The 21,064-nt window shown below is 41.0% G+C and carries 18 protein-coding genes; 17 read left to right on the forward strand and 1 reads right to left on the reverse strand.

Annotated features, from left to right (window positions below):
* Positions 1 to 202 precede the first annotated feature (202 nt).
* The 10 genes from ACFX4L_RS07040 to ACFX4L_RS07085 all read left to right on the forward strand — a co-directional run bounded on the left by ACFX4L_RS07040 (position 203) and on the right by ACFX4L_RS07085 (position 12,204).
* Positions 203 to 346 carry a hypothetical protein gene (locus tag ACFX4L_RS07040; protein WP_377404420.1) on the forward strand — a complete coding sequence of 48 codons (144 nt, stop codon included), beginning with the start codon at positions 203 to 205 and terminating at the stop codon, positions 344 to 346.
* A 610-nt stretch (positions 347 to 956) separates the two neighbouring features.
* On the forward strand, positions 957 to 1,871 hold the full coding sequence (gene murQ / locus ACFX4L_RS07045; protein ID WP_377404423.1) for an N-acetylmuramic acid 6-phosphate etherase: 915 nt from the start codon (positions 957 to 959) through the stop codon (positions 1,869 to 1,871).
* An 11-nt stretch (positions 1,872 to 1,882) separates the two neighbouring features.
* Positions 1,883 to 2,740 carry a MurR/RpiR family transcriptional regulator gene (locus tag ACFX4L_RS07050; RefSeq protein WP_061462994.1) on the forward strand — a complete coding sequence of 286 codons (858 nt, stop codon included), beginning with the start codon at positions 1,883 to 1,885 and terminating at the stop codon, positions 2,738 to 2,740.
* A 32-nt stretch (positions 2,741 to 2,772) separates the two neighbouring features.
* On the forward strand, positions 2,773 to 4,140 hold the full coding sequence (locus ACFX4L_RS07055; protein WP_377385181.1) for a PTS transporter subunit EIIC: 1,368 nt from the start codon (positions 2,773 to 2,775) through the stop codon (positions 4,138 to 4,140).
* The gene (locus ACFX4L_RS07060; RefSeq protein ID WP_377385179.1) at positions 4,137 to 5,171 is read left to right on the forward strand and encodes a MupG family TIM beta-alpha barrel fold protein; all 1,035 of its coding nucleotides are present in this window, start codon (positions 4,137 to 4,139) and stop codon (positions 5,169 to 5,171) included. The genes ACFX4L_RS07055 and ACFX4L_RS07060 overlap by 4 nt, the downstream gene beginning before the upstream one ends.
* 184 nt (positions 5,172 to 5,355) lie before the next feature.
* On the forward strand, positions 5,356 to 7,308 hold the full coding sequence (locus tag ACFX4L_RS07065) for a glycoside hydrolase family 3 protein (protein WP_377404426.1): 1,953 nt from the start codon (positions 5,356 to 5,358) through the stop codon (positions 7,306 to 7,308).
* 1 nt (position 7,309) lies between these two features.
* Complete coding sequence (locus tag ACFX4L_RS07070; protein WP_377404429.1) at positions 7,310 to 8,548, forward strand: exo-beta-N-acetylmuramidase NamZ family protein; 1,239 nt, start codon at positions 7,310 to 7,312, stop codon at positions 8,546 to 8,548.
* 189 nt (positions 8,549 to 8,737) lie between these two features.
* Positions 8,738 to 10,213: an N-acetylglucosamine-specific PTS transporter subunit IIBC gene (gene nagE, locus ACFX4L_RS07075; RefSeq protein ID WP_377404432.1), complete on the forward strand. Its 1,476-nt coding sequence runs from the start codon at positions 8,738 to 8,740 to the stop codon at positions 10,211 to 10,213.
* Between the two features lie 458 nt (positions 10,214 to 10,671).
* The gene (locus tag ACFX4L_RS07080; RefSeq protein WP_377385171.1) at positions 10,672 to 11,094 is read left to right on the forward strand and encodes a DUF1801 domain-containing protein; all 423 of its coding nucleotides are present in this window, start codon (positions 10,672 to 10,674) and stop codon (positions 11,092 to 11,094) included.
* Between the two features lie 66 nt (positions 11,095 to 11,160).
* On the forward strand, positions 11,161 to 12,204 hold the full coding sequence (locus ACFX4L_RS07085; protein WP_377404435.1) for an oxidoreductase: 1,044 nt from the start codon (positions 11,161 to 11,163) through the stop codon (positions 12,202 to 12,204).
* 495 nt (positions 12,205 to 12,699) lie between these two features.
* On the opposite strand, the gene ACFX4L_RS07090 is transcribed toward ACFX4L_RS07085, so the two are convergent.
* Positions 12,700 to 13,887 (reverse strand): MFS transporter, encoded by a 1,188-nt coding sequence (locus tag ACFX4L_RS07090; protein WP_377385167.1) that lies wholly within the window; start codon positions 13,885 to 13,887, stop codon positions 12,700 to 12,702.
* A gap of 122 nt (positions 13,888 to 14,009) precedes the next feature.
* Here ACFX4L_RS07090 and ACFX4L_RS07095 point away from each other — a divergent pair, with 122 nt between their 5' ends.
* From ACFX4L_RS07095 to ACFX4L_RS07125, 7 genes are all read left to right on the forward strand, one after another.
* A complete protein-coding gene (locus ACFX4L_RS07095) occupies positions 14,010 to 14,489 on the forward strand; it encodes a MarR family winged helix-turn-helix transcriptional regulator (protein ID WP_377404438.1) in 480 nt (159 codons plus the stop codon).
* Between the two features lie 458 nt (positions 14,490 to 14,947).
* Complete coding sequence (locus tag ACFX4L_RS07100; protein WP_377404441.1) at positions 14,948 to 16,051, forward strand: amidohydrolase/deacetylase family metallohydrolase; 1,104 nt, start codon at positions 14,948 to 14,950, stop codon at positions 16,049 to 16,051.
* Positions 16,029 to 17,138 carry a DgaE family pyridoxal phosphate-dependent ammonia lyase gene (locus ACFX4L_RS07105; RefSeq protein WP_377404444.1) on the forward strand — a complete coding sequence of 370 codons (1,110 nt, stop codon included), beginning with the start codon at positions 16,029 to 16,031 and terminating at the stop codon, positions 17,136 to 17,138. The genes ACFX4L_RS07100 and ACFX4L_RS07105 overlap by 23 nt, the downstream gene beginning before the upstream one ends.
* Positions 17,135 to 17,890, forward strand: coding sequence for a 2-dehydro-3-deoxy-phosphogluconate aldolase (gene dagF, locus ACFX4L_RS07110; RefSeq protein WP_061463022.1), 756 nt, complete (start codon positions 17,135 to 17,137; stop codon positions 17,888 to 17,890). Before ACFX4L_RS07105 ends, dagF begins: the two co-directional genes overlap by 4 nt.
* Complete coding sequence (locus ACFX4L_RS07115; protein WP_377404447.1) at positions 17,883 to 18,896, forward strand: sugar kinase; 1,014 nt, start codon at positions 17,883 to 17,885, stop codon at positions 18,894 to 18,896. Before dagF ends, ACFX4L_RS07115 begins: the two co-directional genes overlap by 8 nt.
* Positions 18,897 to 18,913: 17 nt before the next feature.
* Positions 18,914 to 19,636: a GntR family transcriptional regulator gene (locus tag ACFX4L_RS07120; RefSeq protein WP_089364489.1), complete on the forward strand. Its 723-nt coding sequence runs from the start codon at positions 18,914 to 18,916 to the stop codon at positions 19,634 to 19,636.
* A 57-nt stretch (positions 19,637 to 19,693) separates the two neighbouring features.
* Positions 19,694 to 21,019, forward strand: a complete 1,326-nt coding sequence (locus tag ACFX4L_RS07125) for a GntT/GntP/DsdX family permease (protein ID WP_377404450.1) — start codon at positions 19,694 to 19,696, stop codon at positions 21,017 to 21,019.
* Positions 21,020 to 21,064: the final 45 nt, after the last annotated feature.

Consider the following 21,064-nt stretch of genomic DNA (forward strand, 5'->3'; position numbering starts at 1 on the left):
CGGTCATCACCATGTATATTGACTTCATTCTGTGATTACCTTCTTAAGTCAAAAATGACTTATTGAGTCATTTTTAAATCCTTGTATTACGAACTTAAAAATCTTACTCGAGCCATAAATAATTCAATTTTGAATTTTAATTTCGATTGAATCTAGGTAGTATAACGATTTATTTTGGCATATTCCTTGAGTCTTGTTTTGTATGACTTCCAATTCAGCAATTAAATGGCTCACGGGCATTCCAAAAGAGTATTATAGTGAACCGGCAGTGACCGAGAGCGGAAAATACATTAACCGTTCGGATTACCCGAATTATAAAGGGTATATCGAACCTTTTACAACATAGGCAATGGAATATTTTCGGCAAGAAAATTGCCGCGTTACCAACTTATTCTCAATAGGGTAAAGGCTGGACGAAAGCCGTTCTTCCATATTGGGAAAAGCATGGCGGTGTCGATTATAATTCGTCGATTGATGAAAATGGAGGATTTGCACTAACAATTGTCGTAGGCGCAGTAGAATTCGGGAAAGTTGTCCCCATCCGTTAACTGGGTCAAGGGATGGAGGTGTCCCGGATCCGGCGAAGTATCCTAGTTTAGCATTTTGTTATATTACTTTGAGTGTACCGTTCCCAAATTTGGGGAACAGTACACGTTTTTTATTGTAGAAAAAGTCAGGACAAAAAAAGAAGGATCCTATGAGTGAATTACGGCACATTAATAGGCTATATATCCACCATTATATCCAGAGTAATGAAATTTTCATGGATTCCGGATAATGTGCAATGGCAATGGTTTTTTAGGAAATAAATGAATGCTTACTAAAAAAACATCACAAAAATATCTTGTATCTAAGTAATGAAAACGCTATCATTGAATATAATATGAAATAAAATTTCATTATTATCTATTGAATGATGAAATTATATTTAAGTAATTGATAATAGGAGGATTCAATTGTCTATGGAAGAACATCTGCGTTCATTAACGACTGAATTACGGAACGAAGATACGATGAATATCGATAGTGTAAATACGATGGAAATCATTTCAGCAATCAATAAGGAAGATTTAAAAGTGGCAGCAGCGGTCCAGGAGGTTTTGCCAGAAATAAAAACGGTAGTTGAATGGGCTTTGGAATCATTAAAAAAAGGTGGGAGACTCATATACATCGGTGCAGGAACGAGTGGAAGACTCGGTGTGCTGGATGCCGTGGAATGTCCACCGACATTCAGCACACCACCTGATAGGGTGCTTGGCATAATCACAGGAGGGGAAAAGGCGTTCGTTCGAGCCATCGAAGGAGCGGAGGATAAAGAAGAGTTTGGGGAATGTGATTTAATCGACGTGGATCTAACAGCAAATGATACGGTTATTGGCATTGCGGCAAGCGGCCGTACCCCATATGTGAAAGGCGCTTTACGGTATGCAAGAATGGTTGGGGCTAAAGCGGTGGCATTATCATGCAATAAAAACGCGAGCATCACAGAAGCAGCTGATATAGGGATTGAAGTGGTGGTCGGACCGGAAGTCTTAACAGGGTCCACAAGAATGAAAGCGGCAACCGCACAGAAAATGGTCCTCAATATGATCTCGACGGCTACCATGATCCGGTTGGGAAAAGTCTATGAAAATCTGATGATTGATGTAAATGTCAGTAATCAAAAACTGAAGGATCGTGCAATTAGCATCATAGAAACTTTAACAAATGCTGACTATGATCATGCTTTGAATATGCTTGAAAAAGCAAATAATCAAGTTAAACCAGCGATAGTTATGATAAAAACGTCAACAGATTATGATAAAGCAATGGAGTTACTAGAAAAAGCGGGTGGAGATGTCAGAAAAGCCATTTCGATCTATGAAGATTAAGGAGGGAAGCAATGGCTACAGGAGGATTATCCATCATACAGACGATGTTGAGCAAGCTCCCGCAATCAGAACAAAAACTAGCAGAATATATTCTTCAGAATCCTCATGAAGTTGTGAACAGCACTGTACAGGAATTAAGTACTTCTGCTCAAACAAGCGGGGCTGCTGTTATTAGGTTGTGTAAATCTCTCGGAATAAAAGGGTTTCAAGATTTGAAGATAAGGATTGCCGGAGATTTGATGAAGACTGTTGAACAGGGCTACAGGGATATCGAGCCCTCAGAATCACTGTATCGGATTGTTGAAAAAACAACGAGTAATTCGATTCAGTCCATTCGAGACACATCTGAAATAATCGATCACGACACTCTCAAACAGGCGATAACGTTGATGCTGAACGCTAAGACCGTCCACTTTTGCGGAGTGGGTGCCTCGAATATAGTTGCTGCAGACGCTCAGCAAAAATTACTTCGTATCAATAAAGGGGCAACGGCTTTTACGGATATGCATTTAGTTGCAACCCTGATTGCAAATGCTGATGAAAATGACATCGTTTTTGCCATTTCATTCTCCGGGGAAACACCTGAAGTTGTCAATATACTGAAGCTTGCTAAAGAACGTGGTGTCAAGACGATCGGGCTGACTCATTTTGGCCAAACAACGGTATCTTCCTTGTGTGACGCCACACTGTATACATCCTTTTCGAATGAAGCACCATTTAGGAGTGCAGCGACATCATCAAGATTGGCGCAGTTATATATGATTGATATTTTGTTTTTGGGGATGGCTTCAGAGCAATATGAAGAGACTGTCCAATATATTGATAATACCAAGTCTGCAATCAAGTCGATGACGGATCGTTATAAATGAATATTACGAGATTTGACAAAGGGGGCTTTTAAATGGGTAAGGGGGATAAGTACGCCAGTTTAGCAGAAGAGTTATTGGGGAAATTAGGCGGGGCATCAAATGTTGCCGATGCTGCACAGTGTATGACCAGACTAAGGGTATTGCCAATCGATCGTTTAAAAGTAAACATGGAAGATATAAAAAACACGGAAGGTGTTCTGGGCGTCATTGAAGAGGAAACGATACAAATCGTCCTTGGGCCAGGCGTGGTGAACAAGGTTCATACAGAATTTGAAAAGCTTTTGGAATCTTACGGCGGTTTGAACTTAAAAGAGGTGGCATCGAAGAACAAATCAGAGAATGATAGAAAAAATGCAAAACCTTTTAAACTTTTTTTACGCAGGATTGCAAGTATTTTCATCCCTTTAATTCCCGCCTTAGTGGCATCCGGTTTGATTACCGGTATAACAAAAGCGACCGTTCAAGCGGGGTGGCTTGCAGCAGAATCGCAATTAGCCATCATATTAACCGTTATTGGATCTGGTTTGTTTGCCTACCTGGGGATTTTGGTTGGGACCAATGCCGCTAAGGAATACGGCGGATCCCCTGCACTTGGTGCGTTGGCGGGTATCTTGGTCATCAATCCGGCTGTCGGCGACATTTCCCTGTTCGGTGAAAATTTGCTCCCTGGCCGCGGTGGGTTGATAGGAGTCCTCTTTGCCGCTATTTTCATAGCCTTGGTGGAAAAACAGGTCAGGAAATTCATTCCTCAATCACTTGATATCATTTTGACGCCAACCATCGCTTTACTCATTACTGGGATTGTCACTTACATTGTTTTTATGCCGGTAGGAGGGTTTTTATCGGATGCCATTACGACAGGGTTATTGAATGTGTTGGACTTCGGCGGTGTTGTGGCTGGATTCGTGCTTGGTGCGGCCTTCCTTCCCCTAGTCATTACTGGTTTACATCAAGGTTTAACGCCTGTCCATCTAGAATTGATCAATTCTATCGGGGATGATCCGCTGCTTCCCATTTTGGCAATGGGTGGTGCAGGCCAAGTTGGGGCGGCATTTGCCATCTATATGAAAACGAAGAAAGCGAGTTTAAAGAGGGCAATCGGCGGAGGCCTTCCTTCAGGAATGCTTGGTATCGGCGAACCCCTTATATTTGGAGTGACTCTGCCACTGGGCCGGCCTTTCTTAACTGCCTGTCTAGGTGCTGGAGTAGGCGGGGCATTCCAAGCACAATTCGGAATTGCGACGTCGTCCATTGGTGTTTCTGGACTGCCGCTTACCTTTTTAGTGCATCCAAATCAAATCGGTCTATTCTTGGCTGGGTTGTTCATTTCCTATATAGCAGGATTTATTTTTACGTATTTGTTTGGATTTAATGATGAAATGGCTGTTGAATTCAAGTGATCGGAATCTCTTTTTATCTACAGGACCCACTTGCAGAAGCACAAATCAACCATGCTGCTAACCTAGGAGTGAAAAGGGCCTTTACCTCGCTTCATATTCCTGAAGAAAAGGGTGACCTCGTAAAGAGGATGATCAGGCTTTTAAAGCTTTCAGATTCCTATGGAATGGAAATCCATGCGGATGTGTCATTAAACACTCTTGATCATTTAGGGATTGGCAGATTTACGGATTTAAGGCAATTGGGTATTAAAGGTATTCGACTTGATGATGGGTTTGATCGAGAAACTGTTACATCTTTATCCAAGGTGTTTTCCCTCTCACTGAATGCAAGTACGTTAAATGAAGATGAACTTCTAGCCATACTCGGGAGCGGCGTAGAACCGGAAAGTTTGATAGCTTGGCATAACTTTTATCCAAGGCGTGAAACGGGCCTTGAGGAAGAATTCTTTCATGAACAAAATCGAATATTCAAGAAATACGGTATACCGATCTTTGCTTTCATCCCGGGTGCTGGAAGTAAACGCAGTCCTCTTCACGATGGCCTTCCGACGCTTGAAAAACACAGGTTAATGAATCCTTACGCTGCCGGTGTTGAGCTATTTCAGCATGTGGACGGAGTTTACGTAGGAGATCAAGGAACCGAGAATAATTTGCTTGAGAATCTAACTGTCTATAAAAATCTCAATATTCTTTCTATTAGAATGGAATCCCAACTTTTGCAAGGCGGTCAATATAAATTAAGGCCAGATGTTTCTCAAGATGTTTTCCGGCTGCAAAATACCCGCGTCTCAGCAAATATCGTGCCGAGTAATACAGTTACACGCAGCCTTGGATCCATAACGATGGACAATGATGCTTACGGAAGGTATCGGGGAGAGATTCAAATTTGCAGGAGAGACCTGAAGGCTGATCATAGAGTCAATGTGATAGGGCGAGTAATAGTTGAAGATATTCCCTTGCTTTCCCTTCTAAAACCTGGTCAATCCATAGAACTGTTGAGTGAAGGGAAAGTGAGATCGAACGATCAATGATACTGGGATAAACGGATTTATTACATGAAGGCTTGTTAAAGAGGCGGCTGATGGGATTCCGGATGCTGCCTTGATTTCTTTATAGGATCTATTTAGATCATTTCCATTCATTTACCCCTTTCATGGTACTGGATATGGAAGTGTTACTACAAGAACTTAAAGGTAAACAAGGGAGGAAGCCTAAATGATAATAAGGATATGTGTCCCAGCTGGAATCGCATTATTCTTGGTTATATCCATTCTGGGAGGGAATGCGGCTGCAATGGGATTAGAGAACGAAAATTCAGCATCGGACGTTCAGAAAATCGTTGAAAACATGACAGTTGATGAAAAAGTCGGCCAAATGCTCATGCCGGATTTTCGTAATTGGAAAAAACAAGAAGAGGTGGAGGCCACAGGGTTTATTGAAATGAACTCAGAAATTGCAAGCATCATTAAAAAATATCATCTAGGCGGTGTGATTTTGTTCGCTGAGAATGTAGTCGACACCGAACAAACGGTTCGGCTCACGGATGGTTTGCAGAGGGCAAGCCAAGACCTTCCGCTGTTCATAACGATTGATCAGGAAGGTGGAATCGTAACCCGCCTTCAAACCGGAACGAACCTTCCAGGTAATATGGCGCTTGGTGCAACCAGAAATGAGAATTACGCTTACCAAACTGGAGAAATCATCGGGAGGGAACTGTCGTCACTTGGCATAAATGTCAATTTTGGGCCGTCTGTCGATGTCAATAATAATCCCGGAAATCCAGTTATTGGCGTTCGCTCCTTCAGTTCTGAACCGGAACTTGTATCAAAGTTGGGCATTCAAACGATAAATGGATTGCAAAATCAGAACATGATAGCAACGGCAAAGCATTTCCCTGGCCACGGAGATACAGCAGTCGATAGTCATTATGGTCTCCCTCTTGTCTCTCATGATAAAGAGCGCTTGCGTTCCATCGAGTTGGTTCCTTTCCAAAAGGCCATCGATGCTGGAGTGGATATGATGATGACTGCACATGTTCAATTCCCTGCATTCGACAACACTACGTATATCAGTAAAAAAGACGGTCAAGAAATTATGGTTCCTGCAACGTTGTCACATAAGGTCATTACAGATCTTTTACGTGGAGAAATGGGTTTTGACGGTGTTGTGGTTACAGATGCTTTGAATATGAAAGCCATCGCGGACAACTTCGGACAGGAAGAAGCTGTGGTCCTTGCCCTGAAATCGGGTGTTGATATTGCATTGATGCCTGCACAAGTAAATTCGCTCCAAATGGAAAAGAATATAACCACTGTATTCAATGCAGTGAAGGCAGCAGTGGAAAGCGGCGAAATTCCTATAGCTCAAGTCAATCAATCTGTAACGAGGATACTTGAACTAAAAGTGAAAAGAGGGATTTTAAACCCTGATAAAACTCCAAGCGATAAAAAGATCAAAACCGCGCTTCAAGTGGTCGGGAATGAAGATCATCTGAAAAAAGAAACGGAAATTGCGGAAGATGCCATCACACTATTAAAAAATGAAGGAAGAACTTTGCCTTTCAAACCTAAGAAAAATGAAAAAGTTTTAGTGCTTGCTCCTTTTGATGATCAAGTTGAATCAATGTCAAGGAGCATCCGCGAATTAGCTGATAAAAAGAAAATAAAGAAAGTCCAAATAACGGGTGTGAGTTTTTCGGAAAAGTCATTTACAGATGAAGTGGCTAGACTTATTGATGAATCAGACTTTGTCATTACTGGTTCCTATATTGTCAAAAACGATCCGGCTGTCAATGATGGAGTGATCGATGATAGCGTTCAAGATTCTTCGAAGTGGGCAACTGCCTTCCCAAGAGCGGTCATGAATCATGCTAAGAAGCAAGATAAAGAATTTGTTTTAATGAGTTTAAGAAACCCTTATGATGTTGCAAATTTTGAAGAAGCAAAAGCGGTGCTTGCTGTTTACGGATTTAAAGGGTATTCGAATGGGCGTTATAGACAGCCAAATATTCCGGCAGGCATCTCGACCATTTTTGGAGGATCAAAACCTAAAGGAACTTTGCCGGTCGATATACCATCAGTGACTAAACCCTCTGAAAGCCTTTATAAACTTGGATATGGATTAGATATCAAATCAGGAAAACCCATTAAACAATGGAGGGGGAAATAATTTGAAACGAATAATTATATTATTTACCATTTGCCTGTTTGCTTTCGGCATCGTTTCCTCAAAAAGTGTGACGGCTGTTAAGGAGAAGAAAAATCAAAAGGTCAGTCCGGGAATTGAAGTCCTTTTAAAAGAAGAAAAGAACGTGTTAAGAGGAAAGAAAGTGGGGCTAATTACGAATCCAACTGGCATCGATTCTAAATTAACCAGCATTGTCGATCTACTACATGACGATCCGGATATTAATTTGACTGCGTTATTTGGTCCCGAACATGGAGTGCGCGGAGATGCGCAAGCTGGTGCTAGTGTTGAATATTATATTGATGAAAAAACAGGTTTGCCCGTCTATAGCTTATATGGTAAAACGAAAAAACCGACACCTGAAATGTTAAAAGATGTTGAGGTCCTTGTCTTTGATATCCAGGATGTCGGAACACGCTATTACACTTATATCTACACGATGGCTTATGCAATGGAAGCAGCAAGAGAAAATGATATTCCCATTATCGTGCTGGACCGGCCGAACCCACAAGGAGGGGAATCGGTAGATGGACCTGTACTTGAACCAGAATTCTCATCGTTTGTTGGTATGTACCCAATTCCTCTTAAACATGGGATGACAGTTGGTGAACTCGCGACTTTGTTCAATAAGGAGTTTAAAATTGGAGCCGATCTAAAGGTCATCAAGATGAAAGGCTGGAAACGAGATATGGATTATGACGATACTGGGCTTCCTTTTGTCTTGCCGTCACCGAACATGCCGACCGTATCCACATCATTCGTATACCCCGCTACAGGATTGATCGAAGGAACGAATGTCTCGGAAGGCAGAGGGACGACTAAACCATTCGAACTGATTGGTGCTCCCCATATAAACAGCGATGAACTTGCTGGGAAATTAAATGCATTACGGTTACCTGGCGTAAAATTCAGGGCCGCCTCTTTTACCCCTACGTTTTCAAAGCATGCGGGTAAACTCAGCCATGGAGTCGAAATTTATGTAACGGATAGAGCGGAATTCAAGGCTGTTCCTACTGGACTTCATATCATCAAGACCATCCATGATCTATACCCAGATGATTTCGAATTCCTTGCAGCCTACAATTTCAACCTATTGATTGGCAATGGCTGGGTAAAGTCAAGGATTGAAGAAGGTTCATCAGTAGATGAAATCATGAAAGAATATCAAGTAAAGCAGGATGCTTTTACAAAGGTTCGCAAAAATTACTTGCTCTATAAATAAAAGTGAAAGAAAAGTCCGGTTGGACTTTTCTTTTTTTATTAACTTTCGATGGAGGAGTAAATCGCTAAGACTTTATTCCTGCATATAGCCAAATTTAAAAATGAAATGAAGTTCTAAAATGGAAGGAACCGTTGTCTAATAGAATATAGGGGTTTGCCCTAAATCAGTAATTGTCAGGAGGAAAGCGAGATGAAAAATTATCTTCAAAAAATTGGACGTTCCTTGATGCTGCCAGTAGCCGTATTGCCGGCAGCCGCCATTTTAATGGGGATCGGTTATTGGATAGATCCAGCAGGATGGGGAGCCGGAAGTCCGTTAGCAGCTTTCTTAATAAAAGCAGGTTCTTCGATCATTGACAATATGGCTATCTTGTTTGCTGTAGGGGTAGCGTTGGGGATGTCGAAAGGAAAAGATGGGGCCGCTGCTTTGAGCGGGCTGGTAGCCTATCTGGTCATAACGACATTGCTTTCTACGGACTCGGTAGCGATGCTGCAGGGAATTGATGCAAAAGATGTAAATCCAGCATTTGAGAAAATAAAAAATGCATTTGTCGGAATTCTCTCAGGGCTTGTAGCTGCAGCTATGTATAATCGGTTCAGTAAGGTCGAGCTGCCGGATGCATTCGCTTTCTTCAGCGGTAAACGACTTGTCCCCATCCTTACTGCTGTTGCCATGTTACTTGTTTCCCTTATATTATTCTTCGTATGGCCACTCATCTACTCCTGGTTAGTTATATTTGGAGAAGGAATAAGTGAAATGGGTGCTACTGGAGCAGGACTCTATGGATTCTTCAATAGGCTGTTGATACCAACAGGTTTACATCATGCGTTAAATTCCGTTTTCTGGTTCGATGTAATAGGACTTAATGATATCGGCAATTTCTGGGCTGGAAAGGGAATAAAAGGAACCACAGGCATGTACCAAGCCGGATTCTTTCCCGTCATGATGTTCGGTTTGCCAGCAGCAGCTCTTGCGATGTACCATACGGCAAAATCCCATAAGAAAAAACAAGTGGCATCATTAATGCTCGCTGCAGGTTTCGCTTCGTTTTTTACAGGCGTTACTGAACCATTGGAATTTGCTTTCATGTTTGTTGCACCAGCCCTTTTTGTGGTGCATGCCTTATTAACCGGAATTTCGTTAGCTATTGCTGCGACCTTCCAATGGACAGCAGGGTTTGGTTTTAGTGCAGGATTCATTGACTTTGTTTTAAGTTCAAGATTACCAATGGCAAATGAACCATATATGCTGCTTCTTCAAGGACTGGCTTTCGCCGTTATCTATTATTTCTTATTCCGCTTCTTGATAACAAGATTTAATTTAATGACACCCGGAAGAGAAGATGATACAGAAGATGAGCTTGATGGTGGAGGAGCGAGTGCACAAGCAGGCAGCAGTCTAGACGGGTCTAATCAGAGTAAATTCTTTGGGATGGCCTCTGCAATTTATGAGGGGCTGGGCGGAGACGCTAACGTAACAACTGTAGATAACTGCGTTACCCGTTTAAGAGTTGAAGTGGAGAGTATGGGAGCTGTCGATCAGAATAAAATCAAATCAACAGGGGTTGCAGGAATTAATATCGTTGGTCCCCAAAGCATTCAAGTCATCGTAGGGACACAGGTGCAATTCATAGCCGATGAAATTGAAAAGATCCGACGGCAATAGGGAACCGGTTAAACTGTTATTTTGCTCTCCAATTCCCTTCTTTCATGCAACTATTGATTTACTCTAATCTACGGTCAGTATTGTTCCTTCTCATCTTTTCTGATCGTAGAGATTTTTATGAAAAAGTACCGTTTTAAACGTACCAATAAATCGATTTTCATTTAATCGAATCCTAATATAGTAAATATACCTTTATACACTTTGCCCTTAAATTAGAATAAAACGAATCGATGTTCTATAATATATTAAGGGTATTGTATTAAAGGATTTGCCATGAGGCTTGGAGAATTAGTAATGAAGCTCGTCCGTCATGCAATTGAATGGTTAGGATTTCATCGAAAATTAATGTTTTAGCTGCATACATACACGTCACCGCTAAAAACACGATCGTCTAGGGTATTAAGTTTTTGGCAAAGGAAATCTTTTGAATTTTTACTAGTATAGGAGAGGTTCCGGTCATGTATAAACCAAAAACCAAAGAAACTGACAGCAGTGTCACTGAGTTCATTGAGAAAGTCGATAATCTAAAAAAACGTGAAGACGCATATAAATTATTAGATATTTTTACCGAAACGACAGGTTTTGAGGCAAAGATGTGGGGACCGAGCATCATTGGTTTCGGTACCTATCATTATAAATATGAATCTGGTCACGAAGGTGATGCCCCTCTAGTTGGCTTTTCACCTCGTAAAGCAAAAATCAGTCTATATTTTACTCCGGGCGACAAAAGAAGGGTAGAATTGTTACAGGCATTTGGAAAACACACCACCGGAAAAGGATGTGTATACATCAATAAAGTGGCAGATATCGAAATTAATGTTTTGAAAGAATTGATTAATCAGTCTGTAAAGTTTTTGAGACAAACATATCCGGACAAATGATGAAAAATAAAGCATAAAATCAGTTTTATGATTGTATCAGAGGAACAAGAAAGCGAGAGGGAACGAATGAGAAAAATTAAAGTCGGTATAGTTGGGTATGGATTGTCAGGGGCTACGTTTCATGCGCCATTACTAAGTGTTTTAGGGGAATTTCAAATAACGAAAGTAGTCAGCTCCAAAAAGGAAAAAGTCCAAAAAGATTTGAAGGATGTGGAGGTGGTAAGCAGCTTAGAGGATATTCTTGAAGATGCGTCCATCGATTTGGCTGTTATTACAACACCGAGTGGTTTACATTATGAAATGGCCAAGCAAAGCTTGTTAGCCGGGAAGCATGTCATCCTGGAAAAGCCGATGGTAGTGGAAGCTTGGGAGGCAGAGGAGCTCATTAAGATTGCCGAGGAAAAGAATCTGCTATTAAGCGTCTATCATAACCGGAGATGGGATAATGACTTTTTGACGGTTAAAAAACTTATTGATGATGGAGTGCTTGGGGAAATCAATACATACCAGGTCCATTATGATCGATTCAGGCCGGTGGTCAGGGATAGATGGAGGGAAAAACCAGGCCCAGGAACAGGTATGCTATTTGATTTAGGATCACATCTGATCGATCAAGCCTTGTATTTGTTTGGGTTGCCGCAATTCGTTTGGGCAGATGTATTTTCGCAAAAAGAGAATGCCCAAACGGATGATTATTTCCATGTGATATTAGGATATGAAAAGCTGAGAGTGATATTGCATTCAGGCTCGATCGTACCGGGTAATGGACCGCGGTTTCAAGTGCATGGAAGTAAAGGATCATTTATCAAGTACGGTCTTGATTGCCAAGAGGTGGCGTTGAGTGAGGGGAAAAAACCGGTGGATGGCTCTTGGGGTTCAGATGAACCTGAGTTTTATGGCAAGCTGGTTACCGTTGAAGGTGAAAATGAGACACATGAAACCATTGAAACTCTGCATGGTTCTTATTTAACGTATTACCAGGCAATTGCCGATAGTATATTGAACGGGAAAAAAGCTCCAGTCACTGCTCAGGAGGGGCTATCGGTGATTAAAATCATTGATGCGGCTTTCGAAAGCAGTAAGGGGAAGAAAGCGGTTTTTATTAAATGAAATCCATTTGCCCCTTATAACAATATGAAATGAGAAGAACGGAATGATAAGCGGCCTAATTCCCTTCCAAGCGGAAAAAGGCCGCTTTTTATTATGGTCAAATGCCTGATTTCCTGGTTTATTAGGGAAATCAAACCTATATATATCGCATATACTCGTGAATTCGAGCTTTCCAGAAGATTTTGAGCTGTTTACGCACGAAATTGGAGCAAATACTCAAGAAATTGAAGCGTTACTCCTGAGATTCGTGCATTTACTCATGAAATTGGAGCAAATACTCGTGAGATTCGTGCATTTACTCGTGAAATTGGAGCAAATACTCGTGAGATTCGTGCATTTACTCGTGAATTCGAAGCAAATACTCGTGAATATACTATTTTGGAGGATTTCGATTACAAGCAGAAAGGATATAAAAATCATAACGAAAACCCCGAATAGCGGCAGCTACTCGGGGTTTTTGTTAAATGAATAAAATTGATAGTACCTTCTTCAGGTCTAGGATAATGCCTTTGCATGAAGAGATCGCTTTTGCCAAGCCATAGTGATCATCAAAGTGATGAATAAGAGGAAAAGGCCCAACATGAACGGATAGGTAATGTGCACATCATACATCATTCCGGCAAGTGTGGGTCCGAGCACATTTCCGATGCTCATATACGCATTATTCATACCCATTGCAAAGCCCTGCTCATTTCCTGCCATCTTGGAAATCAGTGTGTTAAGAACTGGACGTAAGATGGAGGTGGAAAGGAAGATGATAAGTGAGATTAAAAAGAAAATCAGGTAACTTGAAGCAAAAAGTGATAGGAGGAAACCGATGGCTGCAACACTGATAAAGATATTCAGCACATTCACTTCCCCAAAACGGCGTACAATCCGGTCGACGACAAACAATTGTACAATTACACTGACGATACCTGTGGCTGTAACCATTACGGCGATGTCCTTAGGACTTGAATTGAATTGATTATCAAGATAAAGCCCAATTACAGACTCATATGCCATTAAACCAAAGCTCATTACAAGTGTAATGATGAGTGGGGTGAAATAGGGCATTTTCACGGATAGGGCAATCTTCCGAACCATCGTTTCAGATTTTGCATCCATGGGTTGAGTAACTTGTGCCGTTTCGCTTTCTTTTAAAACAAAAATGGAAAATACCACTGCAGACAGGGATACAAGCGCGGAAATCAAAAAGGGAAACTTCAAGCCAAAGTCAGCTAGAAATCCTCCAATTCCCGGACCGACTACAATACCTAGGGACATGGCGGCAGATACTAAACTATTGCCCTTAGCGCGCTGATCAAATGTGGTGATATCAGCTACATAAGCAAATATTGCCGGTATAAGCAATGCGGCACCGATCCCGCCGATGATACGCGAAGCATATAATAACCAAATGGAATTGACTGCATAAAAAATAAACATGGATAATGTCAAACCGACCAACCCATAAATAATCATTTTTCTGCGCCCGAATTGGTCTGTCCATTTTCCGGCAATTGGTGAAAAGATAAGTTGTGCACCTGCGAAAATGGCAATCATTAGGCCAGCGGCGGTACCGCCTTGATTAATGGAGGCCAGGTATGCTGGTAAAATGGGAATGATGATACCGAAACTTCCTATTGCTATAAACATATTGATCATTAGGATAATGATCTTTTTACGTTGCTCTGCTGACATGTACAGCCTCTCTCTCTCTTTATAGATCAATAACCATTTTAATTCGTATGGTTAATTTTTTGATACGTTAATTATGTTATAGTTTTAGATGGATAGTTGTCAATAAGAAAGGATTGTCAAACATGCATTCAGGTGAATTGTACAATTTACATATAGAAATCAAAGAACTAAGCAGTCTCTCACAGGAATTGGTGGAACCGTTATTGGTTAAATATGATTTAACCTCAGTACAGTATCGGGCATTGCAATTAATAGTCTTCAATGAATCCATGGCCGTTAAATATGTTTCGAATCATTTGAAGATCAAACCTGCAGCAGGAACTGCGCTAATTGACCGGCTCGAACGGAAGAAATTGATTGAGAGGGTACACAGTGAGGATGATCGGCGGGTCGTTTTTATCCAATCAACCGAAAGTGGAAGGGAAACCTATCATTCCATCAATAAGTGTTTCGCCAAAATCTTTCGTGACTTTTATAGCGTCTTAAATGAAGAGGAAACGGAACGGCTTAAACAAATAGTGGGAAAACTGACCGAACACGTGACATCTCGCATAGAGAATAAAATATGGTTTCCTGGCATGTACAGGTTCCATTATATATAGAAAGAAAGGCACTATATTAATTTTCATTTTGGTCTTTTTGAAAAATACGTATTAAAGCAGTGAATTTCAGTATAACTTCACTGCTTTTAGGCGGTTAATTATCAGAATAATCAATTAATTTCAGAGAGTTTCTTTTGGGTTTATAAAATGACAGCATTGAAAATAAGATTTTCTTCAGGAAAAAATAGCGGGCATCATTTACTTTGTAACAATTCGTTTTAATTTTAAGGACTTATTGGGCATCCCCTTAATTGATCACTCTATTAAGTAGATTGGCAATGGATAAATAATGAATGATTTTTTTAAAAAGTGAAATTAAACATTATAACGTTATATTGATTAGTTTATGGAAATGTGATAATCTATTTCTGTAAGAAAATTAAATGAATTCTCACAATTGAGCAACCTTATACAAAGTTACTTGCAATCGATAGGATGTACCGAAAAGGATGAGGGAAATGACAGGTAGTTTAATTCTGAAAAATGTAAAGATGTTAGACGGAAATGCAGCAGATATCATACTGGAAAATGGGATGATTAAAGAAATCGCTTTGCCCGGAACTGCATCTGGAGATGAAATAATAGATTATGATCACAAAGTTTTTGTTTCCAGCGGATGGATTGATATGCATGTACATGCATTCCCGGAATTCGATCCTTATGGTGATGAGGTTGATGATATTGGATATAAAACTGGTGTAACAACGGTCATTGATGCGGGAAGCACGGGGGCAGATAGGATATCTGATCTCGTTAACAGCTGTAAAAATTCCAAAACAAATGTTTTCGCCTTTCTGAATATTTCGCGGATTGGCTTGAAAAGGATTGATGAGTTATCGGATATTTCATGGCTGGACGAAGGGGAATTAAGGAATGCAATCTCCAAGTACGGGGATTTTGTCGTTGGACTTAAAGCGAGAATAAGTAAAAGTGTGGTTGGTCCAAATGGTATCGAGCCATTAAAAGTCGCTAGGAAGTTCTCGGCTGAAACTGGTTTACCATTAATGGTCCATATCGGTTCAGGGCCGCCTGATATTAAAGAAGTCCTTGAATTACTTGAGGAAAAGGACATTATTACTCATTTCTTAAATGGTAAAGCGAATAATTTATTTGATGAAAGAGAAGAACCGCTGACTGAGTTCAGTAAGGCGATTGAACGTGGTGTCCATTTGGATGTAGGTCATGGAACGGCAAGCTTTTCTTTTAAAACTGCAGAAATGGCGAAAAAGCGGGGAATACGCTTCAATACGATCAGTACGGATATATATCAGAAAAACAGAGAGAATGGGCCAGTTTTTAATATGGCATATGTGCTTACAAAATTTTTGTATCTGGGTTATCCATTAAAGGAAGTAATAGAAGCCGTTACGGTCAATGCAGCAGCTTGGTTGCATAAACCCGAGCTTGGCAGGATTTCAGCTGGGGATATTGCGAACTTAACCTTATTCTCGATCAAGAATGAGCCGACCCTTTTAATTGATTCCGAAGGAGAAAAACGGATGGCAGAAAAAAGAGTTGTCGTTAAAGGAGTTGTTATAAATGGAGAATTCATTGAATGCTAAATACGATTTGAAAAGAGTCATCAATGCAAGCGGAAGAATGAGCATATTGGGGGTGTCTGCCCCAACTGACACAGTGATGGATGCGATGAAAAAAGGTGGGCAAAATTATGTTGAGGTTTCTGATTTAGTCGATAAGTCAGGCCAGCATATAGCGAATTTGCTTCATTCTGAAGCAGCTGTCGTCGTAAACTCAGCATCAAGTGGAATTGCGCTTTCAGTAGCGGCGATCGTTACTGAAGGAAATAGAAGGAAAAGCGAAAGGCTTCATCAAGATCTCATTCAAAAGAATGAAATCATCATGCTGAAAGGTCATAACGTACAGTATGGTGCACCGGTTGAAACCATGATTTACCTGGGTGGCGGAAAATTGGTTGAAGTTGGGTATGCAAACGAAGGGAAGGCAGAACATATTGCGGATGCCATAAATGAAAATACTTCCTCCATTTTATACGTGAAATCGCATCATGCTGTTCAGAAAAATATTATATCAGTCGAAGAAGCATGGGAAGTGGCCAAAATGAATAATATCCCTCTGATTGTCGATGCAGCAGCGGAGGAGGATTTGGAAAAATATGTACAGTTCTCCGACTTGGCGATATATAGTGGATCAAAAGCCATTGAAGGCCCCACATCCGGTATCGTTGCGGGCAGAAAAAAATATATCGAATGGGTAAAGGTTCAATTGCACTGCATCGGCAGGAGCATGAAGGTCGGTAAGGAAACCAGCTTTGGGCTGCTTCAGGCATTGGATGAGTATTTTGTCAAACAGGATAATAGTGAAAAAGAGAAAGCTAGTTTACAAGTTCTCAAAACACTTGACTCAATTGATGGCGTAAAAGTAACGATCGTTCAGGATGAAGCCGGACGTGCCATATATAGAGCACGTATTTCCATTGATTCTTTAATAACGGAAACAACGGCGAAGGAAGTGAACGAGCAGCTCAGAAATGGGGAAATCGCCATTTACACACGTGATTATGGGATACGGCAAGGCTTTTTCGATATAGACCCTCGCCCATTGCAAGGTGATGATATACATGTCATTGAAGCACAATTAAGAACCATATTAGGAGGAAAACAAGGATGACAAACATAAACAAACGGTTATTGAATGATCGTGTAGCCTTAAATGTACTTGCAAATAGTGTAGAAAATGCAGTGGAAGTCTTTGAAGCAGCGGAAGGCCATGTATTGGTTGGTGTACTCTCAAAGGATTATCCAACTGTGGAAGCTGGTGTTACAGCAATGAAAGAATACGGGGAAGCCATTGATGAGGCCGTTTCAATAGGATTGGGCGCGGGCGATAATAGACAGGCAGCGGTTGTCGCAGAAATAGCAAAATACTATCCAGGCAGTCATATTAACCAGGTTTTTCCTGCTGTTGGTGCTACAAGGGCCAATTTAGGTGAGAAGGATAGCTGGATAAATTCACTTGTATCTCCAACTGGGAAAGTAGGTTATGTGAATATTTCCACTGGTCCAGTAAGTGCAGGTGCAAGTGAAACTGCCATTGTGCCTATCAAAGCTGCCATTGCGCTTGTACGCGATATGGGAGGAAATGCTTTGAAATACTTCCCGATGAAAGGCCTGAAGCATGAAGATGAATATCGTGCTGTGGCAAAAGCTTGTGGTGAAGAGGGATTTGCTTTGGAACCAACAGGTGGAATCGATTTAAATAATTTCGAGACCATACTAGAAATCGCATTAGAAGCAAAAGTGCCTAAAGTCATTCCACATGTATATTCTTCCATAATCGATGAAGAGACTGGAAAAACGAATGGGGAGGATGTGCGTAAATTATTGGCCATAACAAAAAAATTGGTTGAAAAATATGCCTAAAAGGATTGTGGCATTCGGGGAAGTAATGATGCGTTTGCAGGTAACAGGGCATGAATTGCTATCACAGGCCAACACTCTGAAATACTCCTTTTCAGGCACGGGAGTAAACGTTGCTTCTGCGATGACAAAGCTAGGACATGATGGGTATCTTGTGACAAAGTTACCGGATAACCCCCTTGGGGATTCCGCGATTTCATCTTTGCAACGCTTAGGAATTGGAAGGGACTTCATCTCTAGAGGTGGAAAATACTTGGGGATGTATTTTTTGGAAAATGGTTTTGGACAGCGGGCTAGCCGTGTCACATATTCCAATCGACTGGAAAGCAGTTTTAATACAGCCTCCTTATCCGATTATGATATGGATATGATTTCGGAAAATACGGATATCATCCATTTTTGCGGAATTACGCTTGCAATGGCGGAAACTGTACGGGAAAGTATGAAGGTGCTGGCTAGAAAAGTCAAAGAAAAAGGCGGTACAGTCTGTTTCGATTGCAACTACCGCCCCTCTTTATGGGAGGGAGGTTATGCTGACGCAAAGCCTCATTATGAAGAAATGCTTTTTTTGGCTGATATCGTCATGATGAATGAGAAAGACGCCCTATATATTTTAGGAATGAAGTCTGAAGGCTCCACAAGGGAAGAACAGCTAATCGAGTTGATCCCCGAGGCGGCAAAGAGATTCAATATTCCGTCGATAGCAGGGACACATCGTTCAATCAACAGTGATAATAGCCATACGTTGAGGGGGTATATATACAAAGAAGAAACATTTTACTTTTCCGATATCCTATCATTTTCCGTATATGATAGAATAGGTTCAGGCGATGCTTACACCAGTGGAATCTTACATGGCGAATTGCTGGGATTTCCCCCAGAAAAGACAGTTCGGTTTGCGGCTGTTTCGGGAATGCTGGCATGTACTGTCGTTGGGGATACTCCTTTGGCAACCGAAAAGGAGATAATCTCGGCAATGGAAGGTGAAATGGAAGATATTAAGAGATAAAAGGCAGGAGATTAGGAATGAATGTGAACAGAAAAAATGGACCGATGTATTTACAGATAAAAGAAATAATGAAGGATCGTATTTTACATGGGGTTTATGCCATCGACACAAACATTCCCTCTGAGCCTCTTTTGGAAGAAGAATTTAACGTAAGTAAGGTCACTGTCCGTAATGCAATCAAAGAACTTGTGCAAGAGGGGTATGTTGAAAAGAAAAGCGGCAAAGGCACTAGGGTCATAGCGAATGGTTCGATTGTCAAACTTTCCAAAGGAAAGCGTTTCACAGAGCTTTTGGTGGAGGAAGGGCACTTCATTTTAAAAAAGGTGTTAAACATAAGTCATGTTGATCTTTCTTCAGGCTCTAAGTTGCATTCTTTATTTGGTGACCATTGCACAAGAATCGAACGAATATATTTATTGGACAATGAACCTTATATTTACTTTACACATTATGTTTCACTTAATTTAAACCAAGAAGAGATAAAAGAGGTCCAAATCAATTCTTTGTACAGATTTTTGGAAAATCAAAACGTCAAACTTGAAACATTCAGAGATGAGTTTGCCGTTGCCATCGCACCTGATCACATTTGCGAAACACTGAAAATCGAAAACAATAGCCCAGTATTAAAAAGGATTCGGATTTCCAGTGATGGGGACGGAAATGTTATGGAATACAGTGAAGGGTATTACAACACGGCTAAACAGAACTACATTGTGACATATAACGAGCCGGTACAATAAGCCTATTTATTGTATGGGTTTGATTGTAAGCGATTTCATTAGGGGTGGGGAGAACATATGGATCTATATTTATTAGGAATCACGCTGATAGCAATCGTAATTGTTATTTTGGGGGTATCATGGTGGAAATGGCATGCATTCATAAGTTTGACTGTGGCCAGTTTATTTTTAGCGGTTTTTTCTGGACTGCCGATGGACAAGATTGTAGGAGCATATGAAACGGGTGTCGGAGCGGTCCTTGGTCACCTTATTGGAATATTGGCTTTAGGGACCATCTTAGGAAAGATGATGTCCGACTCTGGAGCCGGTATGCAGGTTGCTGACTTTTTCATTAATAAATTCGGCGTGAAGAACCTGCCATGGGCCATGCTTTTATCTGGTTTCATCATAGGCATTCCGGTATTTTTCGAGGTTGGTTTAGTAATATTGCTGCCTTTGGTCATTTCCATTCGGAAATCAACCAAAGTGAACATCTTGTTAATAGGTATTCCAGTACTTGCTGGTTTATCGATTGTACATGGGCTGGTACCTCCGCATCCGGGAGCCATGACAGCTATAGGGATCTATAAAGCAAACATGGGACACGTACTTCTGTACTCATTGATCATCGCATTCCCGACTGCTGTAATTGCCGGACCTCTTTTCGCAAAATGGATTCATAAGCGGGTTATACCCGTTGGTGAACCGGAATTGATCCGGGTGGTAACAAAGTCAAGTGGATTACCAGGGACTGGAGTTTCGTTCTTCATCATCCTTTTGCCTGTATTGTTGATGGTTTTAACTGTATTGGCGCCTTATTTGCCGCTGCCGGGTTCCGTTGGGAAATTCTTGGTGTTTATCGGCAGTCCGGTGATCGCCCTATTAATCTCCTGTTTTGCAGCTTACTATTTCCTGGGCTACAGACAGGGAATGGATAAATTGCTAATTAAAAAGTTAACGGAAGAATGTTTATTGCCATTAGCCTCCATAATACTAATTATCGGTGCGGGTGGCGGGTTTAAGCAAATTTTAATTGATAGTGGCGTAGGGACCGCAATTGCTTCCATGTCTGAAGAAATATCATTATCACCAATCGTCCTTGCATTCCTGGTGGCCGGATTGATTCGGATTGCCACAGGTTCTGCAACAGTCGCTTTGACCACGGCAGCAGGAATTGTTTCACCGGTGGTTGCAAATATGACGGGCGTAAATCTAGAATTACTTGTAATTGCAACTGGGGCAGGCTCACTTATGTTTTCCCATGTTAATGACGCCGGTTTCTGGTTAGTAAAAGAATATATGGGATTGACCGTAAAAGAAACGTTCAAAACATGGACAGTCATGGAAACCTTACTTTCTTTCGTGGCATTCGGTTTGGTTTTAATTTTGGATATATTCATATAGTCAACAAAGGAAATTCTGCGATTGCAGAATAAGTAGTCTTTACCT

Source organism: Peribacillus sp. YIM B13482 (genome assembly GCF_042787975.1).
Lineage (GTDB): Bacteria > Bacillota > Bacilli > Bacillales > DSM-1321 > Peribacillus > Peribacillus simplex_A.